Below are 25,565 nucleotides of genomic sequence, written 5' to 3' on the forward strand. Positions count from 1 at the left end.
CTTATTTTTTTGGATTGGCAAAAATAGCATAAATTTCAATACCTAAACCAATAATTACAATAGTTGGAGCTAAACGAATTCTTCGCCAACTATAAATCTCTGGATTAAATACTTTTGGGTCGTCGCTACCACCACCGGCCATTAAAATAAAGCCTAATGCAATTACGGCTAAACCAATTAGCATGATTATATAATTGCGTTTACCAAATAAAAATTCTTGTTTTGTTGAATTGTCTTCTTTCATAAAATCTTAGTAATACAAATCGTTAGTTTGTAAATTTAAAAAACGTTGTGTGGCAAAAAATGTACTTATCCATGTAATAAAAAACGAAATAAATACTACGCCTCCAGCAACATAAGCTAAAGGTATATAATCCGATAATAACTCTAAAGAAGGAATGTACTTATTTATATAATAAATTAAAAGAGCAATTCCACTTAGCGCTATAAAAGCACCCAGCATTCCTAACTTAATACTTTGCCAAATAAAAGGTCTACGGATAAAGCTTTTTGTAGCGCCAACCATTTGCATGGTTTTAATATTAAATCTTTTAGAATAAATAGATAAACGAATAGAGCTATTTATTAAAATAATAGCAACTACCCCAAAAAAACCACTTAGAACGAGGAGCCAAAAACTAATTTTTTGAATGTTTTGCGTTAATAATCGTACCAAAGGTTTGTCGTAATTAACTTCAGCTATCAATTTGTTTTTGTCAAAAGATTTTTCAATCTCTCTCATTTTTTCAGGCGTAACATAAGCAGCTTTAAGGTAAATGTCAAGACCATTTTTAATAGGATTGTCTCCAAGGAATTTTACGAAATCTTCCCCTAAATCTCTTTTGTAAGTTTTGGCAGCTTCTTCTTTGGTAATATAAATTACTTTATTCGTGTATTCTTTTTTCTTTAAAACTTCTCTAAAGTCTTTTGATTGTTTACTAGTAACATCGTCATTTAAAAATAAAGTCATGATTATTTTTTCTTTAAAATGATTAGCAACTTTAGTCGATTTAAGTAAAACCAAACCTAAAATTCCAATCATAAAAAGTACTAGAGCAATACTTACTACTACAGAAACATAAGATGATTGTAGGCGTCGTTTTTGAAAAGAATCAAAAGAGGTTGTCATTATTTAGCGTTGTAATTTTAACATTGCAAGATACAAATATTTGGTAATTCTAATGAATGAATTATTCTATTTCCTGACATAATTCAATTAAAACTCCATTGGTGGTTTTTGGATGTAAAAATGCAACTAATTTATTATCAGCTCCTTTTTTAGGGATTTCGTTTAATACCGTAAAACCTTCTCCTTTTAAACGTTTTATTTCTGCATTAATATTGCTAACAGCAAAGGCAATATGATGAATTCCTTCTCCCTTTTTCTCTATAAATTTGGCAATAGGACTATCTGGTTTAGTAGCTTCTAAAAGTTCTATTTTATTAGGGCCAGTTTTAAAAAATGAAGTTTTAACACCTTCGCTAGCAACTTCTTCAATTTTATAATGAGGTGCCCCAAAAAGTGAGGCAAATAACTGATTTGATTTTTCTAAATCTTTTACAGCAATACCAATATGTTCTATTTTATCCATAGGGTAAAAGTATAAAAGAAAAATGTATCTGTTTTCATTTACAAATAAATAAATGTTAAATTGAGATCATTATTAATTTAAAAATTGTTATTCATATGAAAACAACAAAAATTTTGTTAGTTGCTGCTATTGGAGTGGCTTGTATTTTATCTTGTACACAAGATAAAACCGAAGAGGTTTTAATAGAAAAAACGGTAAAAACAGCAAAACCTAAAAACTTACTGATGTATAAAGAAATGGTTGCCATGTTAGAGCATTATGATAAAACGAGGAAACCAGTTTTAGAAAAAGCTTTAGGCAAGGAAGATACACGGATTAATTTTTATACGATTGAAACTTTAGAAACGTATTTAGCTTATGTGAAAAAAGTATCGCAAGAAAAAGGAATAAAGTTAACTGGTATTAATATCGTATCGGCTTCTTATCCTGAAAATGCTTCACATGGAATACCAAATTACCAAACGAATATGTTTATGCCTACAACAGAAATAAATGGGAAAAATATAGCTTTTGCACCAGATGTTTCCAAAAATGGAGAAATTGTTACCATGAAAGAAGTTTTAGGCAAGTATGGTTATAATTGGGTGTATGATAGTAAAGAAGACTATGAAAACAGAAAAGTAGTTAAAAAAGGAATACAACAAAATTTATTAAAAGGTGATGAGCTTATTGATGATAAAAGTTCAGCAGGAAATAGGGGAACAATAACACCTCCATATTAAAAATGATATTATTGAAAATTAAAAGGATTCATAATTTATGAGTCCTTTTTTGTTGTAATTAAAGTTGATTCATGCCTGAAAACAGTAAAAATATTGAAAATTCAAGAGGGTATTCATTTATAAGCAAAGGGTGTTTTTCCTGTATTTAAAAAAAGTAGCAAAGTTTAAGTGTTTGATAGAATGCTTTGTAAGAAATGTGTTAAAATTAGGTTAAGCTAATTAAAAATAAGCGAGTATATTTAAAGTCAATTTAAATATCATTTTTATTATGAAAAAAACTAACCTACTAAAATTAGTAATCATTGTTTTTACAATGAATTTTATGACTTCGTGCGAAAAGCACAAGTGTAAATGCGATCATGACGATTGGCAATCGCAAATTCCAGACAGTACATTTTGTTATTCTGATGAAGGAAGAACAGCTGAAATGTTAGATTATACGGAAATTGTAAGCATGTTACGAGATTATGATACCACAAGAATTGCTCCTTTAGAAAAAGCTTTGGGCTATGAAGACTCTCGTATTAATACCTACAATTTTAAACAGTTTAGAAAGTATTTAGGACGTGTAAAAAACCTAAGTAGAAAAGCAGGGATTAAAATTTCTGGGCTTAGTTTTATTTCAGCAGCAATGCCTGACTACAATGGGACAGGAAGAAGTTACCAAGACTTAATTTATATACCTACCACTACAATTGATGGAAAACAAGTTGCTTTTGATCCATTACAATCGTTTGAACAAGGAAGGTTGGTGACTTTTAAAGAAATGTTAGCTAAAAATGGCTATAATTGGATTTATAATACTACAGAAGATTTTAATAATGGCAAAAGAGAAGATCACGATTATAGTATAGAATTACCTATAGGTTCTCCACTACAAAATGAAGTGCCGAGTGGAGCAGGGAATCGCGGACAGCTTTCACCACCTTATTAAGTATTTATTTTATGATGAATTTATTTGATATGCCATTATGTTCTCAGTTTGTTTCAGCAGTGTTGAGTTTGTTTTTTTTGTATAAAAAAAACACCTTGTTTGTTAAGTTAATAACACTTTTTTTAGTTGTAACTTTTTTTGTGGAATTATCTGGAGCATATTATAGATCAATTAAAAAACCAAACTCATTCTTAATTTATCAATATTATAGTCTTTTTGAATTTATAATAATATTTTTCATTTATCAAAATTTGATAAAAGATGCGAAGTTATTTATTGCTTCTAAAATTATATTTATTGTTTTTATTGCAACATGGATTTTGATATATTTTGATAAATCTTTTTATAATTATGCAATAATTATTGGTTCTTTTAATGTTGGTGTGTCAGTTTTTTTATATTTGAGAGAATTATTATTGTCTAATGAAATTATAAATTATAAAAAGTTACTCCCTTTTTGGGTGTCAGTTGGATTTCTAGTTTTTTATTTAGCGTCTATACCATTTTTTAGTTTTATAAATTATATGAGAAACAGGGATTTATTCCCTGTCTTATTTTCTTTAATTGTATTGATGAATTTAATCATATCTTTCGGGTTAGTATGGAGCAGCAAGGAAATGAAGTATTAATTGTAGCTACTCTACTGATAGCTTTAATAATAATTTTTTTAATTACACTTTTTTCTGTTTTTCAACGTCGTAAAAACAAATTGTTATTAGAACGAGCAGAAAACAAAAAAAGATACGAAAGAGAAATAGCAGAAACTCAAATAGAAATACGAGAGGAAACTTTAAGAAATATAAGTTGGGAGTTGCACGATAATATCGGGCAACTCTTAACTTTAGCTAAAATACAAATGCAGCATGCCTCGCCAGAAAATATTGGTGAAATTGCAGATACCATAGCAAAAAGTTTAACAGAAATAAGAGCTTTGTCTAAATCGATAAACCCAGATTTTATCAATGCAATAAAATTAAAAGAAGCATTGGAGCTTGAATTGGAAAGATTTAACAGGTTAAATTATATAGAATCTACTCTTGTTGTTGCAGGAGGAGAAAGAGAAATAAACCAAAAGCATGGCATTATAATTTTTAGAATTTTACAAGAATTCTTTTCAAATACCATAAAACATTCAAAAGCAACGAAACTTGAGGTTTTTTTAAAGTATGAAGAAGATAGTATTAGAATAGAAGCAAAAGATAATGGTGTTGGCTTTGAAATGAAAAAAGTAAGGTTGAAAGGTATTGGTTTACAGAACATTAAAGCGAGAGCTAAACTTATTAATGCAGAAGCGAAATTTAAATCAGAACCGCAAAAAGGAACTAGTTTAATAATAAATTATTATATTTAAGAATTGTAGTACATTGTCCCTCCATTATATTGTCCCTCACAACAAGATAATAACCTAACCTACGTAATTATGAAATATTCAGTTGTTGTTGTAGATGATCACACTCTATTATCACAGGCAATTGAAGGTATGGTAAATACCTTTGATAAATTTAAAGTATTATACACTTGTAAAAATGGTAAGGAGGTTTCGGAGAAATTCTCAGCATCACCAAAAAACATTCCAGATATTGTTTTAGTAGATGTAAATATGCCAGTAATGAATGGAATTGAAACTACAGAATGGATAGTTGCAAATTATCCACATGTACATGTTATGGCATTATCTGTAGAAGATGCAGATGGTACAATTTTAAAAATGCTAAAAGCAGGAGCTGTTGGTTACCTACTTAAAGATACTAAAAAAGAAGTATTAGAAAGAGCTTTGTTAGAAATGATGGATAATGGTTTTTTCCATACCAGAAATGTAACCACGTTGCTATTAGATTCAGTGTCAGGTAAAAACGGAAAAAATAATGTTTGTTTTAAAGAAAATGAAGTAGTTTTTATGAAGTTGGCATGTTCCGAATTAACCTATAAAGAAATAGCAGATAAGATGTTTTTGAGCCCAAAAACAATAGATGGCTATAGAGATAGTTTGTTTACAAAATTAAATGTTAGAAATAGAGTTGGCTTGGTAATGTATGCCATCAAAAATAAAATTTACACTCCGTAAATTTATACCTAAATTTGCAGCATGGAAGAAACAAACAGACAACGAAAAATTGCAGGTGTACTGCAACAAGATTTAGTAGATGTTTTGCAGCGTGCTGCGCAAGATGGAATGAAGGGAGTAATTATATCGGTATCAAAAGTATCTGTTACTGCAGACTTAGGTGTAGCGAAAGTATATTTGAGTGTTTTTCCTTCTGATAAGAGAGATGAAATTATAGAAGGTGTAAGATCAAATACACCATTAATACGTCATGAATTAGCACAAAGAACAAAACATCAGCTTAGAAGAATGCCAGAGTTATTGTTTTTTGGTGATGATAGTTTAGACTATATTGAAGATATTGATAAGTCTTTAAAAGGAGAAGATGAAGATCCGATTAAGAACCCTGATATTTTACCACGCCGTCAAAAACGTTAATAAATTTTTTTACATAATAAATTAGATTTATTAATTGAACTTTTCTTTATACATAGCTAAAAGATACTTGTTTTCAAAAACAAGCACCAATGCAATAAACATTATAACATTTATTACTGTGTTTGGTGTTGTTATTGGAGCTTTAGCTTTGTTTGTAATTTTATCTGGTTTTTCTGGATTAAGAACATTTAGCGATTCGTTACTTAATGATTCAGACCCAGATATTAAAATTACTGCGGTAAAGGGTAAGACCTTTGAATATTCTAATGAACTTTATCAAAAAATAATTGAAAAAGAAGAAGTCCTAGCTGTATCGAAAGTTATAGAGGAACGAGTTTTTTTAAGTTATAAAGATAAAAACCAGATAGCTTATATAAAAGGAGTCGATCAAAACTATAGTCAAATATTACCCATAGATTCTTTATTAAAAGTTGGAGCTTGGGTAGATCCAGAGTTTAAAAATACAGCAGTATTAGGTTACGGAATTGCATATAAGTTATCATTAGGAATAATGAATTTTGGAGAGCCTTTAAAAATTTTAGTTCCTAAGCCAGGTAAAGGATTTATAAACCCGAACAATGCTTTTCATTCGGTTCCTGTACAAATAATAGGAGTGTACCATGGTTCGGAAGAATTTCAAAGTAAATTTGTTTTTACCGAGGTTGAATTGGCACAACAATTACTTAGTTATAAAGAGAATCAATTTACAGGAGTAGAGTTAAAATTAAAAGAAGGAGTTGATTTGGATGATTATCAGTCAGCCCTACAAGCTAAATTAGGAAATTCTTTTAAAGTACAAACTAGAGCACAACTAAATACGGTGTATTATAAAGTAGTTAATACAGAGAATTTTATTTCATATTTAATTTTTACATTAATTATAGCCATAGCATTATTTAATGTAATCGGGTCAATTATTATGATGATAATTGATAAGAAGCAAAACTTAAAAACATTATTTAACTTAGGAACTACTGTTTCTGAAATAAAACGAATTTTTGTTTTACAAGGTTTTTTACTTACGCTAGTAGGAATGGGGATTGGTTTGTTTATAGGAATAATTTTAGTGTTAATCCAACAGCGTTTTGGAGTGTTTATGATTACAGATAGCTTAGCCTATCCTGTAGAGTTTAGGTGGTTTAATTTATTTGTAGTAATGCTTACAATCTCAATACTAGGGTATATAGCGGCAAAAATTGCAAGCTCAAGAATATCTAAAACATTTATTGAAAAATAAAGTTTATCCTATTTCAGGAATAGTAGCACTTCCAAATTTAGTTTCAACTTCATTAAACGTAGCAAAAACATCCTTAGGGTCGTCAGAAGTAACCATTTTCATTCGGTAATCTTTAAAATGAGGAATTCCTTTAAAATAGTTTGTATAATGCCTTCTAGTTTCAACAACACCCAAGCGTTCACCTTTCCAATCGATAGACATTTCTAAATGACGACGCGCCATTTCAACACGCTGAGCAATATTAGGCTTAGCCAAATGTTCACCAGTTTTAAAAAAGTGTTTTATTTCATTAAAAAACCATGGATACCCAATAGAAGCACGACCAATCATACAGCCATCTAAGCCATATACGTCACGCATTTCCATAGCTTTTTCAGGAGAAGTAACATCTCCATTTCCAAAAACAGGAATATGCATTCTTTGGTTGTTTTTAACTTGAGCAATTGGTTTCCAGTCTGCTTCACCTTTATACATTTGTGCACGAGTACGCCCATGTATAGCAATAGCCTTACATCCAACGTCTTGTAAACGCTCAGCTACTTCAACTATTTTTATTGAATCATGATCCCAGCCTAAACGAGTTTTAACGGTTACAGGTAGTTTGGTGTGTTTCACCATTTCTTCTGTAAGTTTTACCATTAAATCAATATCTTTTAAAATACCAGCACCGGCACCTTTAGAAACCACTTTCTTAACAGGGCATCCAAAATTAATATCAATAATATCTGGATTCGATTTTTCAACAATCTCTACGGTTTTAAGCATAGAGTCTAAATTGGCACCAAATATTTGAATCCCAACAGGGCGTTCTTTCTCATAAATATCTAATTTCATAACACTTTTAGCAGCGTCACGGATTAGTCCTTCCGAAGAAATAAACTCAGTATATACTACATCTGCACCATTTTCTTTGCACAAAGCTCTAAATGGTGGATCACTCACATCTTCCATAGGCGCTAATAAAAGCGGAAAATCAGGAAGTTCTATGTCTCCAATTTTTACCATGCTGCAAAGTTACTTTTTATTTTTTTATTGAATAAATTTTTATTTGTCCATGCATGCAACATAAAGTATCTTTGTCGGTCATAAGAGGTTAGAAATACGACGAATGAAGAAAATTAGAAATTTTTGCATTATTGCACATATTGATCACGGTAAAAGTACACTTGCAGATAGATTGTTAGATTATACAGGTTCTGTTACCGAACGTGAAAAGCAAAATCAATTATTAGATAGTATGGATTTGGAACGCGAACGTGGTATTACCATTAAGTCGCATGCAATTCAAATGGAATATACTTATAAAGGAGAAGAATATATTTTAAATTTAATTGATACTCCTGGACACGTAGATTTTTCTTATGAAGTATCACGTTCAATTGCAGCATGTGAAGGAGCCTTGTTAATTGTAGATGCAGCTCAGAGTATACAAGCACAAACAATTTCTAATTTATATTTAGCTTTAGATAATGATTTGGAAATTATTCCAGTGTTAAATAAAGTTGATTTGCCATCAGCAAATCCAGAGGAAGTAACTGATGATATTGTAGATTTATTAGGCTGTGAAGCAGAAGATGTAATTCACGCGAGTGGAAAAACAGGTTTTGGTGTAGATAATATATTAGCTGCAATCATTGACAAAGTTCCATCACCTCAAGGAAATCCAGATGCACCATTAAAAGCATTGATTTTTGACTCGGTTTATAACTCATACAGAGGAATTGAAACTTATTTTAGAGTAATAGATGGTTCTATTAAAAAGAATCAACGTATCAAATTTATGTCAACCGATACCGAGTATAAAGCGGATGAAGTTGGTACTTTAAAACTAGAGCAAGAGGTAAAGCAAGAAGTGAAGACTGGAGATGTTGGATACTTAATAACAGGAATTAAAGTAGCGAAAGAAGTAAAAGTAGGTGATACTATTACTGATTTTGAAAACCCGACTGAAACTCATATCGATGGTTTTGAAGATGTAAAGCCAATGGTTTTTGCTGGTATTTATCCAGTTGATACTGAGGATTATGAAGAGTTACGTAACTCAATGGAGAAGTTGCAATTAAACGATGCTTCTTTAGTATTTCAACCAGAAAGTTCAGCTGCATTAGGTTTTGGTTTTCGATGTGGGTTCTTAGGAATGTTACACATGGAAATTATCCAAGAACGTTTAGAGCGTGAATTTAATATGACTGTAATTACAACGGTTCCTAACGTTTCTTATCACGCATATACGAAGAAGAATCCTACAGAAATAATATTATTAAACAATCCTACAGATTTACCAGATCCGTCGAGATTAGAGAAAGTAGAAGAGCCTTTTATAAAAGCATCAATAATTACAAAATCTGATTTTGTAGGGCAGGTAATGTCACTTTGTATTGAAAAAAGGGGAGTAATAGTAAATCAAACCTATTTAACTACCGAAAGAGTTGAATTAACTTTTGATATGCCTTTGGCAGAAATAGTATTTGATTTTTACGACCGATTAAAAACGGTTTCAAAAGGATATGCTTCATTTGATTATTCACCAATAGGAATGCGAACGTCAAAATTAGTTCGTGTGGATATTTTATTAAACGGAGATCCAGTTGATGCACTTTCGGCATTATTACATGCTGATAATGCATATACAATTGGTAAAAAAATAGTAGAAAAATTAAAAACGTTAATACCAAGACAGCAGTTTGATATTCCTATTCAAGCAGCTATTGGAGCAAAAATTATAGCAAGAGAAACAACGAAGGCATTACGTAAAGATGTAACAGCAAAATGTTACGGAGGAGATATTTCTCGTAAACGTAAACTTCTAGAGAAACAAAAGAAAGGAAAGAAACGTATGCGTCAAGTTGGTAATGTAGAAATACCACAAGAAGCATTCATGGCTGTTCTTAAATTAAACGATTAAATAAAAAAGCTTCAGAATATTCTGAAGCTTTTTTATTTATTGTTCCAACCATTTTCTAAAGCCAGAAGTAGAAGAAGAACTTGTCATAGGTTTTTCTTTAACGCCTTTCATAGTAATTAATAGACGGTTTTTAAAATGACTTTCGATATTGTTTATAAATTCAATATTTATAATTTCACTTCTGTTAATTTTAAAGAATTTTGCAGGATTTAATTGTTGAAAAATATTTCCTAAAGTTTGAGAAATTGTATGTCGCTTTCCTGAATTATCAGTAGCAATACAGAAATCTCCAGAAGCTTCTATTAAACTGATTTCGGTAACATTTAATAACTGAATTCCTTTTGCTTTTTTAATAACAAATCGTTTTTTATAAGAGGTGTTTCCTTCTTTTAAAGCCGATTTTAAATTAGATATTGTATCTGAGTTTAAAACGTTGTAATTTCCTTGGTTAAATAATGATTGATATTTTTCAATAGCCTTATTAAAGTCTGATTTTGAATATGGTTTTAAAATATAGGCTATCCCGTTTGTGTTAAAAGCTTTGAATAAATACTCGTCATGTGCAGAACAAAAAATTATAGGACAATCAGTATTTGTTTCATCAAATAAATCGAAAGAAATACCATCTAATAACTGAATGTCAGATAAAATAAAATCGTATTTATTATTTTCTAACAATTCTTTTCCATCTATATTAGAACGTGCGATATCGTGTGTGAATTCTTCTCCAAAAGAACTCGTCAAATAATTGATTAGTTTTTGGTATGCAGGTATTTCGTCTTCTAGAATTAAGATATTCATATTGCTATTTTTATTCACTTAATTTAATAATTGGAATAGAAATTACAAAACGATTATTAGCGTTTTTAATATCTACTTTTTTATCCGACAACAATTCGTAGCGAGTTTGTAGATTTTGTAATCCAGTCCCTAAACTTTCTTTCTTTAGGTTTACAGATTTTGTATTGTTAACCGTTAACCAATCTTCTTTTATTGTGATTGTGGTCTGTATGAACTTATCTTTAGCTTTGTTATGTTTTACTACATTTTCTAATAAGGCTTGTAAAGCTCCTGTTGGAATAAATTTATCATTTATTTCAGCGTCTTTTTCAATAGTAAATTTATAGTCATTTCCAAAACGAGTTTCAATTAAGAAAATATAATTATCAGCAAACTGAATTTCTTTTGATAGTTCCATAACTTCTGCGTCTTTGGTTTGAATTAAGTAGCGATAAATTAATGATAATCGATTGATATATTCTTTGGCTTTTTCAGAGTCGGAATCAATTAAACTATCTAAGGTATTCAAGTTGTTGAATAAAAAATGTGGATCGATTTGTGAGCGTAATAACTTTAATTCGTTTTCTTTTTGTTGTTTTTCTATTTCTAAAAATTTAGTTTGCCCTTCATAGAATTTTTTAATTAATAACACGCCTATTGGGAAACCAGCCATGTCAGTTGCATTATATAAGCCCTTTTGCAGAAACAACAAGATATTTGATATTTTCTCAAGGGATTTTCCAGCGCTTAATATTCCTAAAATATTTTCTAAAGAGCCAAGTAATGTTAACGTTAATAATGCTAAAATAAAAAAGATGAAAAACTTTTTTTGTTTGATAAGTAATCTAGGGACTAATACTTGGATAAAAATGAGAATTATAGAAACCGATATTAAAGTAGAACTTGGTAAGTCGACTATGTATTCGATTAATTTATTTCCTTCCCTATAGTAATCAATAGAGTTAAGTATCATGGTAACTCCAAATATAAGAGAAAGAATTACCCAATCAGATTTATTAAGCTTAGTATTCATAGAAGTTTAATTTAGATATCTCAAGTAGTAAATCCTGAGATGTCTTAATGAAAACAAATGTATAAGAATTTAATTATTGTCATCTATTCTGTTTTCTTCATCTCTGGAAGAATTACGTTTCGATTTTTTCTTTCCAAATTTAGAACCAAAACTATACACAAATCGTAATTGAATATTTTGACGAGAACCATTGCTTTCTACTTTGGCAGTTCCATTTCCGTAATCAATAGTTCCGTTAAATCCTCTGTTTAACATTTTATTAAACCCTAGGTTTACTTTTAGTTTATTGTCTAAAAATTTCTTTCCAAAAGAAAAATCTAATCCTGCCAGCCAATCTACTTCAATTTGACCTTCTAAAGCTCCAGTTCCATAGTTTCCACTCATTTCAAAATTAACATCCCATGGTAGTTTATAGCTGGCTTGTATAAACCAAAATAAACTCCACTTAGATAAATCAACTCCGTGAATTGTTGAGTTGTACATATTTTTGTTAGCTATAAAACCAGTATAACCTTCTAAACCTTTTATAAAGCTTAATGGGGCAAATAATCTAAAATTCCAGTTAGTGAAATCTTCAACATTTACAGCTTGTTGCCTGATTTGAGCAGTAGTATTATCTTGTTTTATTAAATCAAAAATAACATTGTTTGTTTTACTGTATCCAGCTGTGAAAAATGGTTGTCCATCATAAGTTAAATTAAACTGATAATTGTTTGTAAACGCAGGTTTTAAACTAGGGTTTCCTTCTTCAGCAGAGAATGGATCTAAGAATTCTTGAAAAGAGTTTAAGCTGTTGTAGGAAGGTCTTCTAATTCTGTAACTATAAGATAAACTTGCGCCTATTTGCTCAGTTATTTTTCTGCTAATAGAAGCACTTGGAAATAGTTTGCTAATCGGTCTTTTTTTAACTTTTGTGGTTGGTTGACCGTTTTCAATAAAATGTGAAGTACCGTCTGTATTACTGTTTTCATAGCGTAGTCCACCAGAAAAAGACCATTTTCCTGAAGTAGCATTTATTTTAGAGTACACAGCAAAAATAGTTTCATCAATTAAAAATTGACTACTACTAGCTTGATCTAAATTAAACCCATTAGTATTGTTTTCTAAAAAAGACTGTAAATCATTATCGGTATCTACCATTGCATATTTACTACCTATACTTAGTTTAAAGTTTTCAGAAAAGTTTTTACTATAATCTGCTTTGTAGGTTTTGATAGTGTATTTCCCTTCTTGAATATATTTTCTGTCTGTAAATGGAAGTGTACTTCCAGCAATATCGGAAAGAGTATTTGTGTTATCGTTATTATAATTGATATAATTGAAATCTATTAATAACTTCTCTGTATCTGACTTATACTCGTAATAAGGATTGATGTTAAAATTGGTTCTATCTCTATTATAACTATTCTCAGAAAATAGAGTGCTAGTCGAGTTTACATCAGAAACAACTGTTTTGCTTGTTGTTATTCTGTCTGATGTTCTTTTGTTCCAACGTCCACCAACACCAAAAGAATTATTGTCATTTATATAGTAGTCTATATTTCCGCTAAAACTAAGGTTGTTTGGATTGTATGGCGAAATACTTTTTTGATCATAAATTTCAGTTCCAACAGTTCTTACTAAGAACAAATCGTCTCTCCAAGTTGGTTTAGAATGATTAATACTTGTTTGCCAATTTAACTTGTTTTTATAACTAGCAATCGAAGCTCTAGTTCCATATTCAAAACCTTCATCTTCACCAATCCAACCAGTTACACTTCCATGAGTTCCTAAACGCACATTCTTCTTTAAAATAATATTGATGATTGCTCCAGATCCAGAAGCCTCGTATTCAGCTCCAGGTTGTTCCACTACTTCTACTTTAGCAATATTATCTGCAGGAAAGTCTCTTAATAATGTTTCTACATCCATGTATTCAGTTGTTTTTCCATTAATTAAAATTCGTACACCTCCTTTACCAGCTATTGTAATTCCGTTGTTCGTTACTAAAACCCCAGGGACTTTACGCATTACGTCTTGCAAATTAGCATTTAACATTTCTGTTTTTTCTAAATCAACCACTAACTTCTCAGCAGTTTGTTTAATAACAGGTCTTGTAGATTTTACAACAACTTCACTTAAAGTTTGGCTTTCTTCTTTTAAAGTGAAATTTAAAGTCTTGTCAGAGTTTAATTCAAAATCTTTTATTTTTTCAGTTTTAAAACCTAGTGTCGTAACGGTTATTTTATATTTTCCTTCATCAATGTTTTTTATGGAGTAATTCCCGTTTTCATCAGAAATACTTCCTAGAGGTTGCTTTGTATTGTCTATTCTATACAATATAACATTGGTATAAGCTAATGGTTTTTTCTGACTATCAACAATTTTCCCGGTTATGTTGTATTGAGCATGTGTAGTAAGCACTATAATAAATAATAAAAAAATAGTAGTTAGAGTTTTCATATTTTTTTTGTTTAACACTTCAAAAGTGTATTATTCTATAAGTTATTAAAATAGAAATCTGATAAAACGGGTTAATTTTCCGATGAATAGATTTTTATTTCCTATTACTTAAAAGACGCATTTATATATGAAAAGGTTTTCTAGGGAAACAAAAAAACTTCAGAATGTTCTGAAGTTTTTTGCTTTTTTAGTAAATAATGTTTTGTTAATCTCTACTGCCTAAAACTCTTAATCCCCAGTATAATAACATGGCTAAAGAACCTAATGCAGCAACTAAATAAGTTCTAGCAGCCCATTTTAAAGCATCTTTAGAACCAGCTAATTCTTCTCTTGTAACCATGTGTTTATTTTCTAACCAAGCTAAAGCTCTGTTACTAGCATCGTATTCAACAGGAAGTGTTATAAAACTAAATAAAGTACCTAAAGCCATAAATATTAATCCTCCAATGGCAATAAACTGCCCAATACCGGGTTGTCCAGCACCAGCACCTAATATAATACCTCCAATAACCATCCATTGAGAAAATTTTGAAGAAATACTAACAACTGGTACTAATTTAGAGCGCATTTGAAGCCACTGATATGCTTTAGCATGTTGTACAGCATGTCCAACTTCATGTGCAGCAACAGCGGCAGCAGCTGCATTTCGTTGGTTGTATACAGCTTCACTTAAATTAACAGTTTTATTTCGTGGATTATAATGATCGGTAAGTCTACCAGGAGTAGAAATTACTTGGACGTTAGAAATTCCATGATCGGCTAACATTTTTTCGGCAATTTCTGCCCCACTCATTCCATTTCTTAAATGTACTTGAGAGTATTTTTTAAACTTTCTTTTAAGTGTATTACTTACTAGCCAACTAAATAATGTAATAACACCAATTATTGCATAAAATCCTATCATAATATAGTCTTGTTTAAAATATTTGTGTCATTTTTGTTTGATAAATTTACAACATAAATTATTCCATTTTAGAATTTAATAATATAAGATGTCAAAATGACAAATAAACCTAAAATTTTAATTGTATACACAGGAGGGACTATTGGTATGGTTAAGGACTATAATACTGGAGCTTTAAAGGCTTTTGATTTTAGTCAAATTTCAAGTAAAATTCCAGAACTGCAACAACTACATTGTGATATTTCTACAATATCATTTGAGGAACCTATAGATTCTTCAAATATGAATGTACATTACTATATAAATATAGCAGAAATTATTTCTGATAATTATGATAAGTTTGATGGGTTTGTAGTACTTACAGGTTCAGATACAATGTCGTACACATCATCAGCAATTAGTTTTATGTTTGAGAATTTACAAAAGCCTGTAATTTTTACAGGATCTCAATTACCTATAGGTGATTTAAGAACAGATGCAAAAGAAAATTTAATTACCTCAATACAAGTAGCATCTACTTATGAAAATGGAATGCCAGTAATACAAGAAGTAGGTTTGTATTTTGAGTATAAATTATATAGAGCAAACAGAACAACTAAAATAAATGCAGAACAGTTTGAGGCATTTGCATCAATGAACTATCCACCTTTAGCAGAAAGCGGAGTGCACCTAAATTTTAATTACCCTTTATTATTTAAACCAAAAGAAAATGGAGATCAATTAGTTTTTAGAAAAAAGTTAGACAATAATGTAGCTATTTTAAAGTTGTTTCCTGGTATTACAGCATCTGTAGTTAGTAGCTTTATAAATATACCTAATTTAAAAGGGATTGTTTTAGAAACTTATGGATCAGGAAATGCTCCAACAGAAAGGTGGTTTGTGAATTTATTGGAAGAAGCAGTTGATAAGGGTATCTATATTGTAAATGTCACTCAATGTGCAGGAGGAAGTATTATTTTAGGACATTATGAAACAAGTTCTGAGTTAAAACGTATTGGAATTGTAGATGGAAAAGACATTACAACTGAAACAGCAATAGCCAAAATGATGTATTTATTAGGTGAAAAGTTATCAAAAGACGAATTTAAACGTTATTTTGAAACCTCATTGAGAGGAGAAATTGATTAAATTGCAAATAAATCACTAAATTTACAGTTATAACTACCTGAAATAGTAGTTAAAAGAATAAAAAAAGGCTGTAAATATATAAATACTATTGTTTTTTTTTAATGTCCCAACATTTTTTTGTTACTTGGCACTCTGAAAAAATAAAAAAGTGTAATAAGTACAAGAAAAGAATTACTTATTGATAAAAAATTAAGTTGTTCATAGTAAAATTTGTATTTTTAAACCGTTAACTATTTAAAATTAATTATAACAAAATGAAAAAAGTAGTAAATATCCTAACTATTACAGGATTTATGTTTTTAGGAGCTATTCAGTCAACTTATGCTCAGGCAGCTGATGCTGAAAAAACTTTTCACCAACAATTAAAACAACGTTTTATTGAAGGAGATCCACAATTTATGGGGATTGTATTGGTGGCATTAATCTTAGGTTTAGCAATAGCAATTGAAAGAATCATTTATTTAAATATGGCAACCACTAATACTAAGAAATTAGTAGCTAGTGTTGATGACGCTTTAAGTTCTGGTGGTGTTGAAGCTGCTAAAGAAGTTTGTAGAAATACAAAAGGACCTGTTGCTTCTATCTTTTACCAAGGATTAGAAAGAGCAGACGAAGGTTTAGAAGCTGCTGAGAAAGCTGTAGTAGGTTACGGTGGAGTTCAAATGGGATTATTAGAGAAAAATGTTTCTTGGTTATCTTTATTTATTGCATTAGCACCAATGTTAGGGTTCATGGGAACAGTAATTGGTATGATTGATGCATTTGATAAGATTGCTGTAGCAAATGATATTTCTCCAGCTGTAGTAGCAGGTGGTATTAAAATTGCACTTTTAACAACAGTATTTGGTCTTGTTGTAGCAATTATATTACAAATTTTTTACAATTACATCGTTTCTAAAATTGATAGTATTGTAAACAACATGGAAGATGCGTCAATTTCTTTAATTGACTTATTAGCTAAGTATAAAAAATAATAAAATCATATGAATAATAAAATATTAACATTGCTTATAGCTGCAATATCACTTATTGGTGCTGCGTTATTTGTAAACGTTGTTAGAATAGACAAAGAAGACGTAGAGGCGCTTTCTAATGCTGTTGGACCTTTGGTTAGTTATTCAACTTGGTTATTTATAGGAGTAGTTGTAGTAGCTGTAGTGGCTTCTTTATGGGGGATGTTTAAAAACCCAGCAGCGTTAAAGAAAACATTATTAGGAATATTAGCTTTAGCTGTTCTTTTTGCTGTTTCTTATTTTATGTCTTCTGATGGACAAGTTATTGGAGCAGACGGAGGTATATTAGCATCTCAAGGATCTATTTCTAAATGGGTAGGTACAGGAATTAGTTTTAGCATTATTTTAGGTGCTATTGCAAGTGTATTCTTTGTATGGGATTTATTAAAAGGAATCGTTAAATCATAAAAAATTATGGCAAGAAGAGAAAACCCAGAAATTAATGCAGGTTCGATGGCAGATATTGCATTCTTGCTACTAATCTTTTTCCTTGTAACAACAACAATGGATGTGGATTCAGGTATCCCTAAAAAGTTAGCTGAAAAAACTGATGTTAAGCCACCAATAGTAAAAGAGAAAAACATTTTTCAAGTTAGTATTAATAGAAATAATCAATTACTCGTAGAGGACCAGGTTATGGAATTAAAAGACTTAAAAGATGCTGCTATTAAATTTATAGATAATGGTGGTGGTGTTGGTAATCCAATGCCAGGAAAAGATGCAGGAACGTCTTGTAATTATTGTAATGGAGCGAAAGATCCAAGTTCTTCAGATCATCCAAACAAAGCTATTATTGCTGTAGAAAGTGATAGAGGTACTGAGTATGGAGTATATGTATCTGTTCAGAATGAATTGTTAAAAGCTTATACTGAATTACGTAATAAATTATGCCAACAAAAATATGGTATGAGTTTTACTGAGTTGGATAAAGCCTTTAAAGCAAGTGCAAGAAAAGACGATGCGTTAAGAAAGAAAGTTGAAGATATCAAGAGTAGTTATCCTCAAATTATTTCTGACAGCGAGCCAACGAATGTTCAATAGTATTAAAACAATTTAAGTATGTCTAAGTTTAAAAAGAAGAAAAAAGAGATGCCAGCAGTGAATACTTCTTCACTACCTGATATTGTTTTTATGTTGTTATTCTTTTTTATGGTAACAACTGTAATGAGAGAAACTGATTTATCTATTGAAGCACCTCGTTTACCTAGTGCAAGTGAAGTGAAAAAGCTTGAGCGTAAGAGTTTAGTAAGTACAATTTATGTAGGAAAAGCTAAAGACGCTAAGTACGGAACAAGTTATAATAGAATACAGTTAAATGATAAGATTGCTACACCAGATGATGTACCAACTTTTATTTTCTTAGAAAGAGGAAATGTGTCAGAAGCTGAAGTTCCTTTTATGACAACTTCTATTAAAGCAGATAAAGAATCGAGTGTAGGTACTTTAGCCGATATTCGTGAAAAATTAAGAGACGTGAATGCTCTTAAATTAAGTTTATCTACTCACAAAGCAAGTGAAATAAAAAAGTAATTACTTTTAAATAAATAAAAAGAGCAATCATATGATTGCTCTTTTTTTATACAAAAAACTTATATTTAACGTTAGATTATCAATGATGAAATTTATCCAGACCTTTTTTATATTGTTTTTAACGCTTAGTATTTATTCTCAAAAGGATTCTTTACAAGTAGGAGATAAGTATTGGGAAGATCAGTTTTATATAAATGTAACTTATAATGTTTTAAATAATCAACCTATTGAAGTTGCTAAAAGCGGCTTTTCATTCGGTTTCTCAGGTGGATATATTAAAGATATTCCTATTGTTAAAAGTGGTAAAATGGCTATAGGAGTTGGTTTGGGCTACGGTTTTGATTCTTTCAATCATAGTTTGAATCTTGTAGAAACAAACAGGAATGAATTTCAGGTTAATAATACCATTACTGCAAATAAGTTGAAAACCCATATTATTGAAATGCCTATTCAATTCAGATGGAGAACATCTACTGTTAATAGTTATTCTTTTTGGAGGCTTTATGCTGGGGTTAAATTAAGCTATAATTTTAATAATACCTTTAGTTATAATAATGCTTCTGGAGCTAAGGTGAGTTTCTCAAATATATCTCAGTATAATAAATGGCAAGCAGGATTAATAATGTCTGCTGGTTATGGTACATTTAATTTTCATGTTTATTACGGTTTAAGCTCAATATTTAAGAATGCTGTTTTAAATGGAAATCCAATTAACACAAAAGTTGTTAAGTTTGGATTAAGCTTTTATTTATTATAGAATATAAAAAGCTAAAAAAGGGCAAATTAAGCCAATAAAAAATCCAATATAAACCTCAGGAACAGTATGCGCTTTTAAATACAGTCTAGATGTTGCTAATAAACCAGAAAGTAAAATAAAAACCATAATTAAGGGTAGAATGTATATCCCGTGTATTTGTTGAAACAAAAGAAAATAACCAATAGCAGCTCCAATAGATAGTAAATGTAAGCTAGCTTTTATTTTTATAATAAATAGAAAATAGATTAAGATTAAACCTAATACTACACCAAAAAATAAATAGCTTAAATCTCGTATAATACTTATTTCAGCAAAAAACTTACCTACCATAAAAAGTAAAGTCATCATAAAAAATATTGGAATTTTTCGTTCCTTTATTCCATGTACCTGAAATGATTTTATATAATTTATGCGTTTTAAAAAAACTAGTAGAAGTATAGGGATAATATAAGTAGCAACAAAAACAATGGCTAAAATTGTATATTGTTGTCGTCTACTTAAATTAATAGGAGTTAAAATAAAGTATAGGATAATGCCAATTGTAGGCATTACAATTGGATGTAGAAGGGTTGATATGAATTTATGCCAACGCATTAAATTTCCTTACGTAATCTAGCAACAGGAATGTCTAACTGTTCTCTATATTTTGCAACAGTTCTCCTCGCAATCGGATAACCTTTTTCTTTTAATAATTTAGATAATTTTTCATCAGTTAAAGGCTTTCTCTTTTCTTCTTCATTAATAACTGTTTCTAATATTTTTTTAATTTCTCTAGTAGAAACATCCTCTCCTTGATCGTTTTTCATTGATTCAGAGAAAAATTCTTTAATCAGTTTTGTTCCGTATGGAGTAGAAACATATTTACTATTTGCAACTCTGGATACTGTAGATACATCCATTTGTATTTCATCAGCAATGTCTTTTAAAATCATTGGCTTTAACTTACGTTCATCACCTGTTAAAAAATAGGCTTCCTGACGATGCATAATGGCATTCATGGTTACTAAAAGTGTTTGCTGGCGTTGTTTAATGGCATCAATAAACCATTTAGCAGCATCTAGTTTTTGTTTTATAAATAAGACAGCATCTTTTTGCGCCTTACTTTTTTCTTTAGAGTCACTATAGCCCTTCAACATGTTATTATATTGACGAGAAACATGCAATTCAGGTGCGTTACGTGAATTTAGTGTAAGCTCTAAAACACCATCAATAATTCGTATTGAAAAATCTGGAACAATTTGTTCAGCTATTTTATTATTACCAGCATATGAGCTACCAGGTTTAGGGTTTAATTTTCCTATTTCAGAAATAACTTCTTTTAATTGTTCTTCATTAATATTAAACTTTTCAAGAAGCTTTTTATAATGTTTTTTCACAAAATGATCAAAAGCATTTTCAAGCATATCTATTGCTAATGATATACTTTTCTTTTCTGCTTTAGATTTCAATTGAATAATTAAACACTCTTTCAAATCTAAAGCACCAACCCCTATAGGATCTAATCTTTGAACTACATTCTTTAGAACATTGGTTACTTTTTCTTCACTAGTAAAAACGTTTTGTGTAAAAGCTAAATCATCAACTAAGTCAATAATATCTCTACGGATATAGCCACTATCATCAATACTTCCTACTAGAAATTCAGCAATAGAGCGTTCTTCTTCGTCAATTCTAAAAGTATTCAATTGATTTTTTAATGATTGATGAAAAGTAGTCCCTGCAGCATAAGGAACTTGTTTTTCTTCATCATCTGCTGAATAATTATTTGCTTGTGTTTTATAACTAGGATATTCATCATCACTTAAATATTCATCAATGTTAATATCATCGGTTTCAATTTTTTCACTCCCAGCATCATCATAATCTGAATCATTAGATAATGTATCTTCAAAATTTTCAGGTTCTTCTTTCCCTGTATCTAATGCAGGGTTTTCTTCTATTTCTTGTTTTAAACGTTCTTCAAATGCTTGTGTAGGCAGTTGAATTAGTTTCATCAACTGAATTTGTTGAGGAGATAATTTTTGTAATAATTTATGATGTAAACCTTGTTTTAGCATATTTACAAATATAAGGAATAGGATAAAAAGAAATCGTCATTCTGTTAGGAATGACGATTGTATATTTAAGTTTTATGATTTTTTTAAAATTCTGCGTTTTGTGGAGTTCTAGGAAAAGGAATAACATCTCTAATATTACTCATTCCAGTAGTAAATAAAACTAAACGTTCAAAACCTAAACCGAAACCAGAATGTACTGCAGTTCCGAATTTACGGGTATCTAAATACCACCATAATTCTTCTTCTTCAATATTTAGTTCAGCCATTTTAGCTTTTAATACATCTAAACGTTCTTCACGTTGAGAACCTCCAACCATTTCTCCAATACCAGGGAATAAAACATCCATAGCACGTACCGTTTTACCATCCTCGTTTAAACGCATATAGAAAGCTTTAATGTTTGCTGGGTAATCAAATAAAATTACTGGACATTTAAAGTGTTTTTCAACTAAAAAACGTTCATGTTCAGATTGTAAATCTACACCCCATTCGTTTACTGGAAACTGGAATTTCTTCTTTTTATTAGGTTTAGAATTACGTAAAATATCAATGGCTTCAGTATAAGAGACACGTTTAAAGTTATTGTCTACAACAAAGTTTAACTTTTCTATTAAACTCATTTCACTACGTTGTGCTTGAGGCTTTGTTTTTTCTTCTTGTGTTAAACGATTGTCTAGAAATGCTAAATCGTCTTTACAAGTATCTAACACGTATTTTAAAACCGATTTAATAAAATCTTCAGATAAATCCATATTGGCATCTAAATCATTAAATGCAACCTCTGGTTCAATCATCCAAAACTCAGCTAAATGACGCGTTGTATTAGAGTTTTCAGCTCTAAATGTAGGTCCGAAAGTATATACTTTTCCTAATGCCATTGCGTAGGTTTCAGCTTCTAACTGACCAGAAACGGTTAAGTTTGTTTCTTTACCAAAAAAATCTTGAGTATAATCTACATTCCCATCTTCATTTAAAGGAGCTTTATTAGCTTCGAAATTTGTAACATGGAACATTTCACCAGCACCTTCAGCATCTGATCCAGTAACAATAGGTGTATTTACGTAGTTAAATCCGTTTTCTTGAAAATATTTATGCACTCCAAAAGATAATGCTGAACGCACTCTCATAACAGCACTAAATGTATTTGTTCTAATACGTAAATGCGCATTATCACGTAAGAATTCAAGACTGTGTTTTTTAGGTTGGATAGGGTATTCGTCTGGATTAGAGTCTCCTAGTATTTCTAAATTTGTAACTTTTACCTCTACTTTTTGTCCTTTACCTTGGCTTTCTACTAAAGTACCAGTTATACTTACAGCAGCACTTGTAGTTATTCTTTTTAAAAGTTCTTCGTTTGTATTCTCAAAATCTACAACACATTGAATATTATTAATGGTAGAACCATCATTTAGAGCAATAAAACGATTGCTTCTAAAAGTTCTAACCCATCCTTTTACATGTACTTCCTGTAAAAATTTATCAGAATGTAATAATTCTTTAACGCTACTTCTTTTCATCTTTTAAAAATTGAAGAGCAAAGATACTTTATTACTAAGAATTGAGCAATGTTGATATATAAAATGCGAATAAACTTTTATTTATCTTCCTTTGGAGGTAAAATTTTAAAGTTTGTTTCTTTTAAAACCTTCTTGTTAGCAATCTTTTTCTCAAATGAAAGTAATAATGATGGTAATAATAACAAGTTAGATACCATTGCTAATAAAAGTGTTACAGAAACTAGACCTCCTAAAGCGATTGTACCACCAAAACTAGAAACGGTAAATACCAAGAATCCGAAAAATAAAACGATTGAAGTATAAAACATACTAACACCAGTTTCTTGAAGTGCAGCATACACTGCTGGTTTTATTTTCCAATTATTTGCTAGCAGTTCCTGACGGTATTTGGCTAAAAAGTGAATAGTGTCATCTACAGAAATACCAAAAGCTATACTAAATACTAAAATAGTTGAAGGTTTAATAGGTATACTAAAGAAGCCCATTAATCCAGCAGTAATTAGTAATGGAAGCATATTTGGGATTAAGGATATAAAAATCATTTTATAAGAACGGAACATCCAGGCCATAAAAATTGAAATCAATAAAATGGCAAGAGATAATGAAATAACTAAATTCTTAATTAAATAATTAGTTCCTTTTAAAAAGACCAATGCTTTTCCTGTCATTGAAACATTAAATCGTTCTTCTGGAAACTGTTTTTTGATAACAGCTTGTAAACGATCTTGTATAATATCCATTTTATCGGTACCAATATCTTTCATAAAAGTAGTGATACGAGCATAACGACCAGTTTTATCAACAAAGTTTTTTAACATTCCAGAGTTACTATCAGAATTTTTGGTATAAGCAAAAATATGCGCTTTCTCTTGACTTGTCGGTAACTGATAATACTTAGGATTTCCTTTGTAATATGCTTGTTTAGAATATTTAACTAAGTTTGTTACTGAAATTGGTTTAGATAATTCAGGAAAAGTTTCAATAGTTTCATTTAACTTTTCCATCTTTTTTAAAGTAGAAAGTTTCATAACACCTTTCTCTTTTTTTGTGTCAATCAAAATCTCTAAAGGCATGATGCCTCCAAATTCGGTTTCAAAAAACTTGATGTCTTTATAAAACTGCATGCCTTTTGGCATGTCTTCAATTAAACTACCAGAAACTCTAATTTGATATAAGCCTATCATACTTAATATAATAACTATAACAGTAGTTATATATATTGAAATACGTTGTTTTTTTACCATGCGTTCCATCCAAGAAACTACATTGCCCATCCATCTTTTTTCTAAATGATTTAGATGTTTTTTCTCAGGAAGAGGCATAAAACTATATAAAATAGGAATGATTAATAAAGCTAAAATAAATATGCTAATAATATTTACAGAAGCTAAAATTCCGAACTCTCTTAGTAATTGACTTTTAACAAAAACAAAGGTTGCAAAACCAGATGCTGTTGTAATATTTGTCATTAAAGTAGCATTCCCAATTTTTGATATTACACGTTGCAATGATTTTGCTTGGTTACCATGCTTTTTTATTTCTTGCTGGTATTTATTTATTAAAAATACAGCATTAGGTACCCCTATAACGATAATCAGTGGAGGGATTAAAGCAGATAAAACGGTGATTTCATATCTAAACCATCCAATAAAACCTAAAGCCCAAATAACACCAATAATAACTACAAATAAAGTAATAAATGTAGCTCTAAAAGAACGGAAAAAGAAAAAGAATATAATTGCCGTAATTAATAAAGCGCCAACCACAAATATTCCCATTTCGTTGGTAATGTTTTGAGAATTTAAGGTGCGTATGTATGGCATACCAGAAACTCGAACATCCATACCATTTGCTTCTTCAAAAGCTTTAATTCTTGGTATAAGTATTTGAGTTATAAAATTTGCTCTAGCTGGAGTGTTTACAATTTCTTTATTAAGATAAATTGCCGTTTGTAGTGTCCCTTTGTCGTTGTATAGTAAGTTTTCGTAAAATGGAAGCTTCTCAAAAAGTTGTTCTTTTATCTTAAGAACTTCTTCATTTGTTTTAGGAAGCTTTTTAAATAAAGGTTCTACAATGAATTTACGAGTTTTACGATCTGCTTTTAGTTGCTTTACATCAGCGATAGAAACTGAAAAATCGATTTCAGGTAAACTATCAAAACTCTTAACTAATGAATTCCAATTATTGAATTTTTGAGGCGTAAAAATTGTACTATCCTTTATTCCTAGGATAATTAAATTACCTTCTTCTCCAAAAATATCTAAGAATTTGTTGTATTCTATATTTACCTCATGGTTTGTAGGTAATAAGTTGGCTTCTGTATAGGAGAAGCGCATGTATTTTATTTGAGTGACTAAAAGTCCCGTAATAACAGCAATAGTAATTAAAACCAAATATCGGTTTCGCAGTATAAATCCTGCGATTTTAGTCCAAAAAGTCATTCAAAAAAAATTTTAGCAAAGTTATGGTAAATGAAACAATTAAACGAAAAAAAAGAGTGCCTTAAAAAACACTCTCTTTTAAATATTTTAA

General features: G+C 30.1%; 26 protein-coding genes. 14 read left to right on the forward strand and 12 right to left on the reverse strand.

Going from position 1 to position 25,565, the window contains the following annotated elements; genetic code table 11:
• Position 1 precedes the first annotated feature (1 nt).
• From Q0881_RS10905 to mce, 3 genes are all read right to left on the reverse strand, one after another.
• Positions 2–244 carry a DUF3098 domain-containing protein gene (locus tag Q0881_RS10905; protein WP_299160066.1) on the reverse strand — a complete coding sequence of 81 codons (243 nt, stop codon included), beginning with the start codon at positions 242–244 and terminating at the stop codon, positions 2–4.
• 6 nt (positions 245–250) lie between these two features.
• Positions 251–1,129, reverse strand: a complete 879-nt coding sequence (locus Q0881_RS10910) for a permease-like cell division protein FtsX (RefSeq protein WP_299160068.1) — start codon at positions 1,127–1,129, stop codon at positions 251–253.
• A gap of 61 nt (positions 1,130–1,190) precedes the next feature.
• Positions 1,191–1,592 carry a methylmalonyl-CoA epimerase gene (gene mce / locus Q0881_RS10915; RefSeq protein WP_299160070.1) on the reverse strand — a complete coding sequence of 134 codons (402 nt, stop codon included), beginning with the start codon at positions 1,590–1,592 and terminating at the stop codon, positions 1,191–1,193.
• A gap of 95 nt (positions 1,593–1,687) precedes the next feature.
• Here mce and Q0881_RS10920 point away from each other — a divergent pair, with 95 nt between their 5' ends.
• The 7 genes from Q0881_RS10920 to Q0881_RS10950 all read left to right on the forward strand — a co-directional run bounded on the left by Q0881_RS10920 (position 1,688) and on the right by Q0881_RS10950 (position 6,967).
• A complete protein-coding gene (locus Q0881_RS10920; protein WP_299160073.1) occupies positions 1,688–2,314 on the forward strand; it encodes a hypothetical protein in 627 nt (208 codons plus the stop codon).
• 268 nt (positions 2,315–2,582) lie between these two features.
• Positions 2,583–3,248, forward strand: coding sequence for a hypothetical protein (locus Q0881_RS10925; protein ID WP_299160076.1), 666 nt, complete (start codon positions 2,583–2,585; stop codon positions 3,246–3,248).
• Positions 3,249–3,259: 11 nt separating this feature from the next.
• Positions 3,260–3,877 carry a hypothetical protein gene (locus Q0881_RS10930; protein WP_299160079.1) on the forward strand — a complete coding sequence of 206 codons (618 nt, stop codon included), beginning with the start codon at positions 3,260–3,262 and terminating at the stop codon, positions 3,875–3,877.
• A complete protein-coding gene (locus Q0881_RS10935) occupies positions 3,850–4,599 on the forward strand; it encodes an ATP-binding protein (RefSeq protein WP_299160081.1) in 750 nt (249 codons plus the stop codon). The genes Q0881_RS10930 and Q0881_RS10935 overlap by 28 nt, the downstream gene beginning before the upstream one ends.
• A 69-nt stretch (positions 4,600–4,668) precedes the next feature.
• Positions 4,669–5,313 carry a response regulator transcription factor gene (locus tag Q0881_RS10940; protein WP_366139564.1) on the forward strand — a complete coding sequence of 215 codons (645 nt, stop codon included), beginning with the start codon at positions 4,669–4,671 and terminating at the stop codon, positions 5,311–5,313.
• A gap of 21 nt (positions 5,314–5,334) precedes the next feature.
• On the forward strand, positions 5,335–5,730 hold the full coding sequence (gene rbfA, locus Q0881_RS10945; RefSeq protein WP_299160084.1) for a 30S ribosome-binding factor RbfA: 396 nt from the start codon (positions 5,335–5,337) through the stop codon (positions 5,728–5,730).
• A gap of 34 nt (positions 5,731–5,764) precedes the next feature.
• Positions 5,765–6,967 (forward strand): ABC transporter permease, encoded by a 1,203-nt coding sequence (locus Q0881_RS10950; protein WP_299160086.1) that lies wholly within the window; start codon positions 5,765–5,767, stop codon positions 6,965–6,967.
• A gap of 3 nt (positions 6,968–6,970) precedes the next feature.
• Here the strand turns inward: Q0881_RS10950 and dusB are convergent, their stop codons facing one another.
• Positions 6,971–7,972, reverse strand: a complete 1,002-nt coding sequence (gene dusB, locus Q0881_RS10955; protein ID WP_299160088.1) for a tRNA dihydrouridine synthase DusB — start codon at positions 7,970–7,972, stop codon at positions 6,971–6,973.
• A 103-nt stretch (positions 7,973–8,075) separates the two neighbouring features.
• On the opposite strand from dusB, the gene lepA reads away from it, so the two are divergent.
• Positions 8,076–9,872, forward strand: coding sequence for a translation elongation factor 4 (gene lepA / locus Q0881_RS10960; RefSeq protein WP_299160090.1), 1,797 nt, complete (start codon positions 8,076–8,078; stop codon positions 9,870–9,872).
• 36 nt (positions 9,873–9,908) lie between these two features.
• Here lepA and Q0881_RS10965 read toward each other — a convergent pair whose 3' ends face one another.
• The 4 genes from Q0881_RS10965 to Q0881_RS10980 all read right to left on the reverse strand — a co-directional run bounded on the left by Q0881_RS10965 (position 9,909) and on the right by Q0881_RS10980 (position 15,031).
• Complete coding sequence (locus Q0881_RS10965) at positions 9,909–10,673, reverse strand: LytTR family DNA-binding domain-containing protein (RefSeq protein WP_299160093.1); 765 nt, start codon at positions 10,671–10,673, stop codon at positions 9,909–9,911.
• Positions 10,674–10,683: 10 nt separating this feature from the next.
• A complete protein-coding gene (locus tag Q0881_RS10970; RefSeq protein ID WP_299160095.1) occupies positions 10,684–11,685 on the reverse strand; it encodes a histidine kinase in 1,002 nt (333 codons plus the stop codon).
• 69 nt (positions 11,686–11,754) lie between these two features.
• Positions 11,755–14,127 carry a TonB-dependent receptor gene (locus Q0881_RS10975; RefSeq protein WP_299160098.1) on the reverse strand — a complete coding sequence of 791 codons (2,373 nt, stop codon included), beginning with the start codon at positions 14,125–14,127 and terminating at the stop codon, positions 11,755–11,757.
• 205 nt (positions 14,128–14,332) lie between these two features.
• The gene (locus Q0881_RS10980; protein WP_299160100.1) at positions 14,333–15,031 is read right to left on the reverse strand and encodes a zinc metallopeptidase; all 699 of its coding nucleotides are present in this window, start codon (positions 15,029–15,031) and stop codon (positions 14,333–14,335) included.
• A 96-nt stretch (positions 15,032–15,127) separates the two neighbouring features.
• Here Q0881_RS10980 and Q0881_RS10985 point away from each other — a divergent pair, with 96 nt between their 5' ends.
• From Q0881_RS10985 to Q0881_RS11010, 6 genes are all read left to right on the forward strand, one after another.
• Positions 15,128–16,159 (forward strand): asparaginase, encoded by a 1,032-nt coding sequence (locus Q0881_RS10985; protein WP_299160102.1) that lies wholly within the window; start codon positions 15,128–15,130, stop codon positions 16,157–16,159.
• A gap of 254 nt (positions 16,160–16,413) precedes the next feature.
• Entirely contained in the window at positions 16,414–17,133 is a 720-nt protein-coding gene (locus Q0881_RS10990) for a MotA/TolQ/ExbB proton channel family protein (protein ID WP_299160104.1), read from the forward strand.
• A 9-nt stretch (positions 17,134–17,142) separates the two neighbouring features.
• Positions 17,143–17,580 carry a hypothetical protein gene (locus Q0881_RS10995; RefSeq protein WP_299160106.1) on the forward strand — a complete coding sequence of 146 codons (438 nt, stop codon included), beginning with the start codon at positions 17,143–17,145 and terminating at the stop codon, positions 17,578–17,580.
• A 6-nt stretch (positions 17,581–17,586) separates the two neighbouring features.
• Positions 17,587–18,213, forward strand: coding sequence for a biopolymer transporter ExbD (locus Q0881_RS11000; protein WP_299160109.1), 627 nt, complete (start codon positions 17,587–17,589; stop codon positions 18,211–18,213).
• An 18-nt stretch (positions 18,214–18,231) separates the two neighbouring features.
• Complete coding sequence (locus Q0881_RS11005) at positions 18,232–18,702, forward strand: biopolymer transporter ExbD (protein WP_299160112.1); 471 nt, start codon at positions 18,232–18,234, stop codon at positions 18,700–18,702.
• A gap of 82 nt (positions 18,703–18,784) precedes the next feature.
• The gene (locus Q0881_RS11010) at positions 18,785–19,459 is read left to right on the forward strand and encodes a porin family protein (RefSeq protein ID WP_299160114.1); all 675 of its coding nucleotides are present in this window, start codon (positions 18,785–18,787) and stop codon (positions 19,457–19,459) included.
• Here Q0881_RS11010 and Q0881_RS11015 read toward each other — a convergent pair.
• The 4 genes from Q0881_RS11015 to Q0881_RS11030 form a co-directional block, all read right to left on the reverse strand.
• The gene (locus Q0881_RS11015) at positions 19,454–20,008 is read right to left on the reverse strand and encodes a hypothetical protein (protein WP_299160116.1); all 555 of its coding nucleotides are present in this window, start codon (positions 20,006–20,008) and stop codon (positions 19,454–19,456) included. The genes Q0881_RS11010 and Q0881_RS11015 overlap by 6 nt on opposite strands.
• Before the next feature lie 44 nt (positions 20,009–20,052).
• The gene (rpoN, locus tag Q0881_RS11020) at positions 20,053–21,516 is read right to left on the reverse strand and encodes an RNA polymerase factor sigma-54 (RefSeq protein WP_299160118.1); all 1,464 of its coding nucleotides are present in this window, start codon (positions 21,514–21,516) and stop codon (positions 20,053–20,055) included.
• Between the two features lie 83 nt (positions 21,517–21,599).
• Positions 21,600–23,033, reverse strand: coding sequence for an asparagine--tRNA ligase (gene asnS / locus Q0881_RS11025; RefSeq protein ID WP_299160119.1), 1,434 nt, complete (start codon positions 23,031–23,033; stop codon positions 21,600–21,602).
• 77 nt (positions 23,034–23,110) lie between these two features.
• The gene (locus Q0881_RS11030) at positions 23,111–25,474 is read right to left on the reverse strand and encodes an efflux RND transporter permease subunit (protein WP_299160121.1); all 2,364 of its coding nucleotides are present in this window, start codon (positions 25,472–25,474) and stop codon (positions 23,111–23,113) included.
• Between the last annotated feature and the right edge of the window lie 91 nt (positions 25,475–25,565).

Source organism: uncultured Tenacibaculum sp., from assembly GCF_947494125.1.
Classification (GTDB): domain Bacteria; phylum Bacteroidota; class Bacteroidia; order Flavobacteriales; family Flavobacteriaceae; genus Polaribacter.

Coding starts and splice junctions, on each gene's coding strand:
- Q0881_RS10920 (WP_299160073.1), top strand. CDS start 1,688: ATGAAAACAACAAAAATTTTGTTAGTTGCTGCTATTGGAGTGGCTTGT.
- Q0881_RS10995 (WP_299160106.1), top strand. CDS start 17,143: ATGAATAATAAAATATTAACATTGCTTATAGCTGCAATATCACTTATT.
- Q0881_RS11030 (WP_299160121.1), bottom strand. CDS start 25,474: ATGACTTTTTGGACTAAAATCGCAGGATTTATACTGCGAAACCGATAT.
- Q0881_RS11015 (WP_299160116.1), bottom strand. CDS start 20,008: ATGCCTACAATTGGCATTATCCTATACTTTATTTTAACTCCTATTAAT.
- lepA (WP_299160090.1), top strand. CDS start 8,076: ATGAAGAAAATTAGAAATTTTTGCATTATTGCACATATTGATCACGGT.
- Q0881_RS10930 (WP_299160079.1), top strand. CDS start 3,260: ATGATGAATTTATTTGATATGCCATTATGTTCTCAGTTTGTTTCAGCA.
- Q0881_RS10905 (WP_299160066.1), bottom strand. CDS start 244: ATGAAAGAAGACAATTCAACAAAACAAGAATTTTTATTTGGTAAACGC.
- rpoN (WP_299160118.1), bottom strand. CDS start 21,516: ATGCTAAAACAAGGTTTACATCATAAATTATTACAAAAATTATCTCCT.
- Q0881_RS10990 (WP_299160104.1), top strand. CDS start 16,414: ATGAAAAAAGTAGTAAATATCCTAACTATTACAGGATTTATGTTTTTA.
- Q0881_RS10940 (WP_366139564.1), top strand. CDS start 4,669: ATGAAATATTCAGTTGTTGTTGTAGATGATCACACTCTATTATCACAG.
- mce (WP_299160070.1), bottom strand. CDS start 1,592: ATGGATAAAATAGAACATATTGGTATTGCTGTAAAAGATTTAGAAAAA.
- dusB (WP_299160088.1), bottom strand. CDS start 7,972: ATGGTAAAAATTGGAGACATAGAACTTCCTGATTTTCCGCTTTTATTA.
- asnS (WP_299160119.1), bottom strand. CDS start 23,033: ATGAAAAGAAGTAGCGTTAAAGAATTATTACATTCTGATAAATTTTTA.
- Q0881_RS10985 (WP_299160102.1), top strand. CDS start 15,128: ATGACAAATAAACCTAAAATTTTAATTGTATACACAGGAGGGACTATT.
- Q0881_RS10980 (WP_299160100.1), bottom strand. CDS start 15,031: ATGATAGGATTTTATGCAATAATTGGTGTTATTACATTATTTAGTTGG.
- Q0881_RS10925 (WP_299160076.1), top strand. CDS start 2,583: ATGAAAAAAACTAACCTACTAAAATTAGTAATCATTGTTTTTACAATG.
- Q0881_RS10975 (WP_299160098.1), bottom strand. CDS start 14,127: ATGAAAACTCTAACTACTATTTTTTTATTATTTATTATAGTGCTTACT.
- Q0881_RS10970 (WP_299160095.1), bottom strand. CDS start 11,685: ATGAATACTAAGCTTAATAAATCTGATTGGGTAATTCTTTCTCTTATA.
- Q0881_RS10935 (WP_299160081.1), top strand. CDS start 3,850: ATGGAGCAGCAAGGAAATGAAGTATTAATTGTAGCTACTCTACTGATA.
- Q0881_RS10910 (WP_299160068.1), bottom strand. CDS start 1,129: ATGACAACCTCTTTTGATTCTTTTCAAAAACGACGCCTACAATCATCT.
- Q0881_RS11000 (WP_299160109.1), top strand. CDS start 17,587: ATGGCAAGAAGAGAAAACCCAGAAATTAATGCAGGTTCGATGGCAGAT.
- rbfA (WP_299160084.1), top strand. CDS start 5,335: ATGGAAGAAACAAACAGACAACGAAAAATTGCAGGTGTACTGCAACAA.
- Q0881_RS10965 (WP_299160093.1), bottom strand. CDS start 10,673: ATGAATATCTTAATTCTAGAAGACGAAATACCTGCATACCAAAAACTA.
- Q0881_RS11010 (WP_299160114.1), top strand. CDS start 18,785: ATGATGAAATTTATCCAGACCTTTTTTATATTGTTTTTAACGCTTAGT.
- Q0881_RS11005 (WP_299160112.1), top strand. CDS start 18,232: ATGTCTAAGTTTAAAAAGAAGAAAAAAGAGATGCCAGCAGTGAATACT.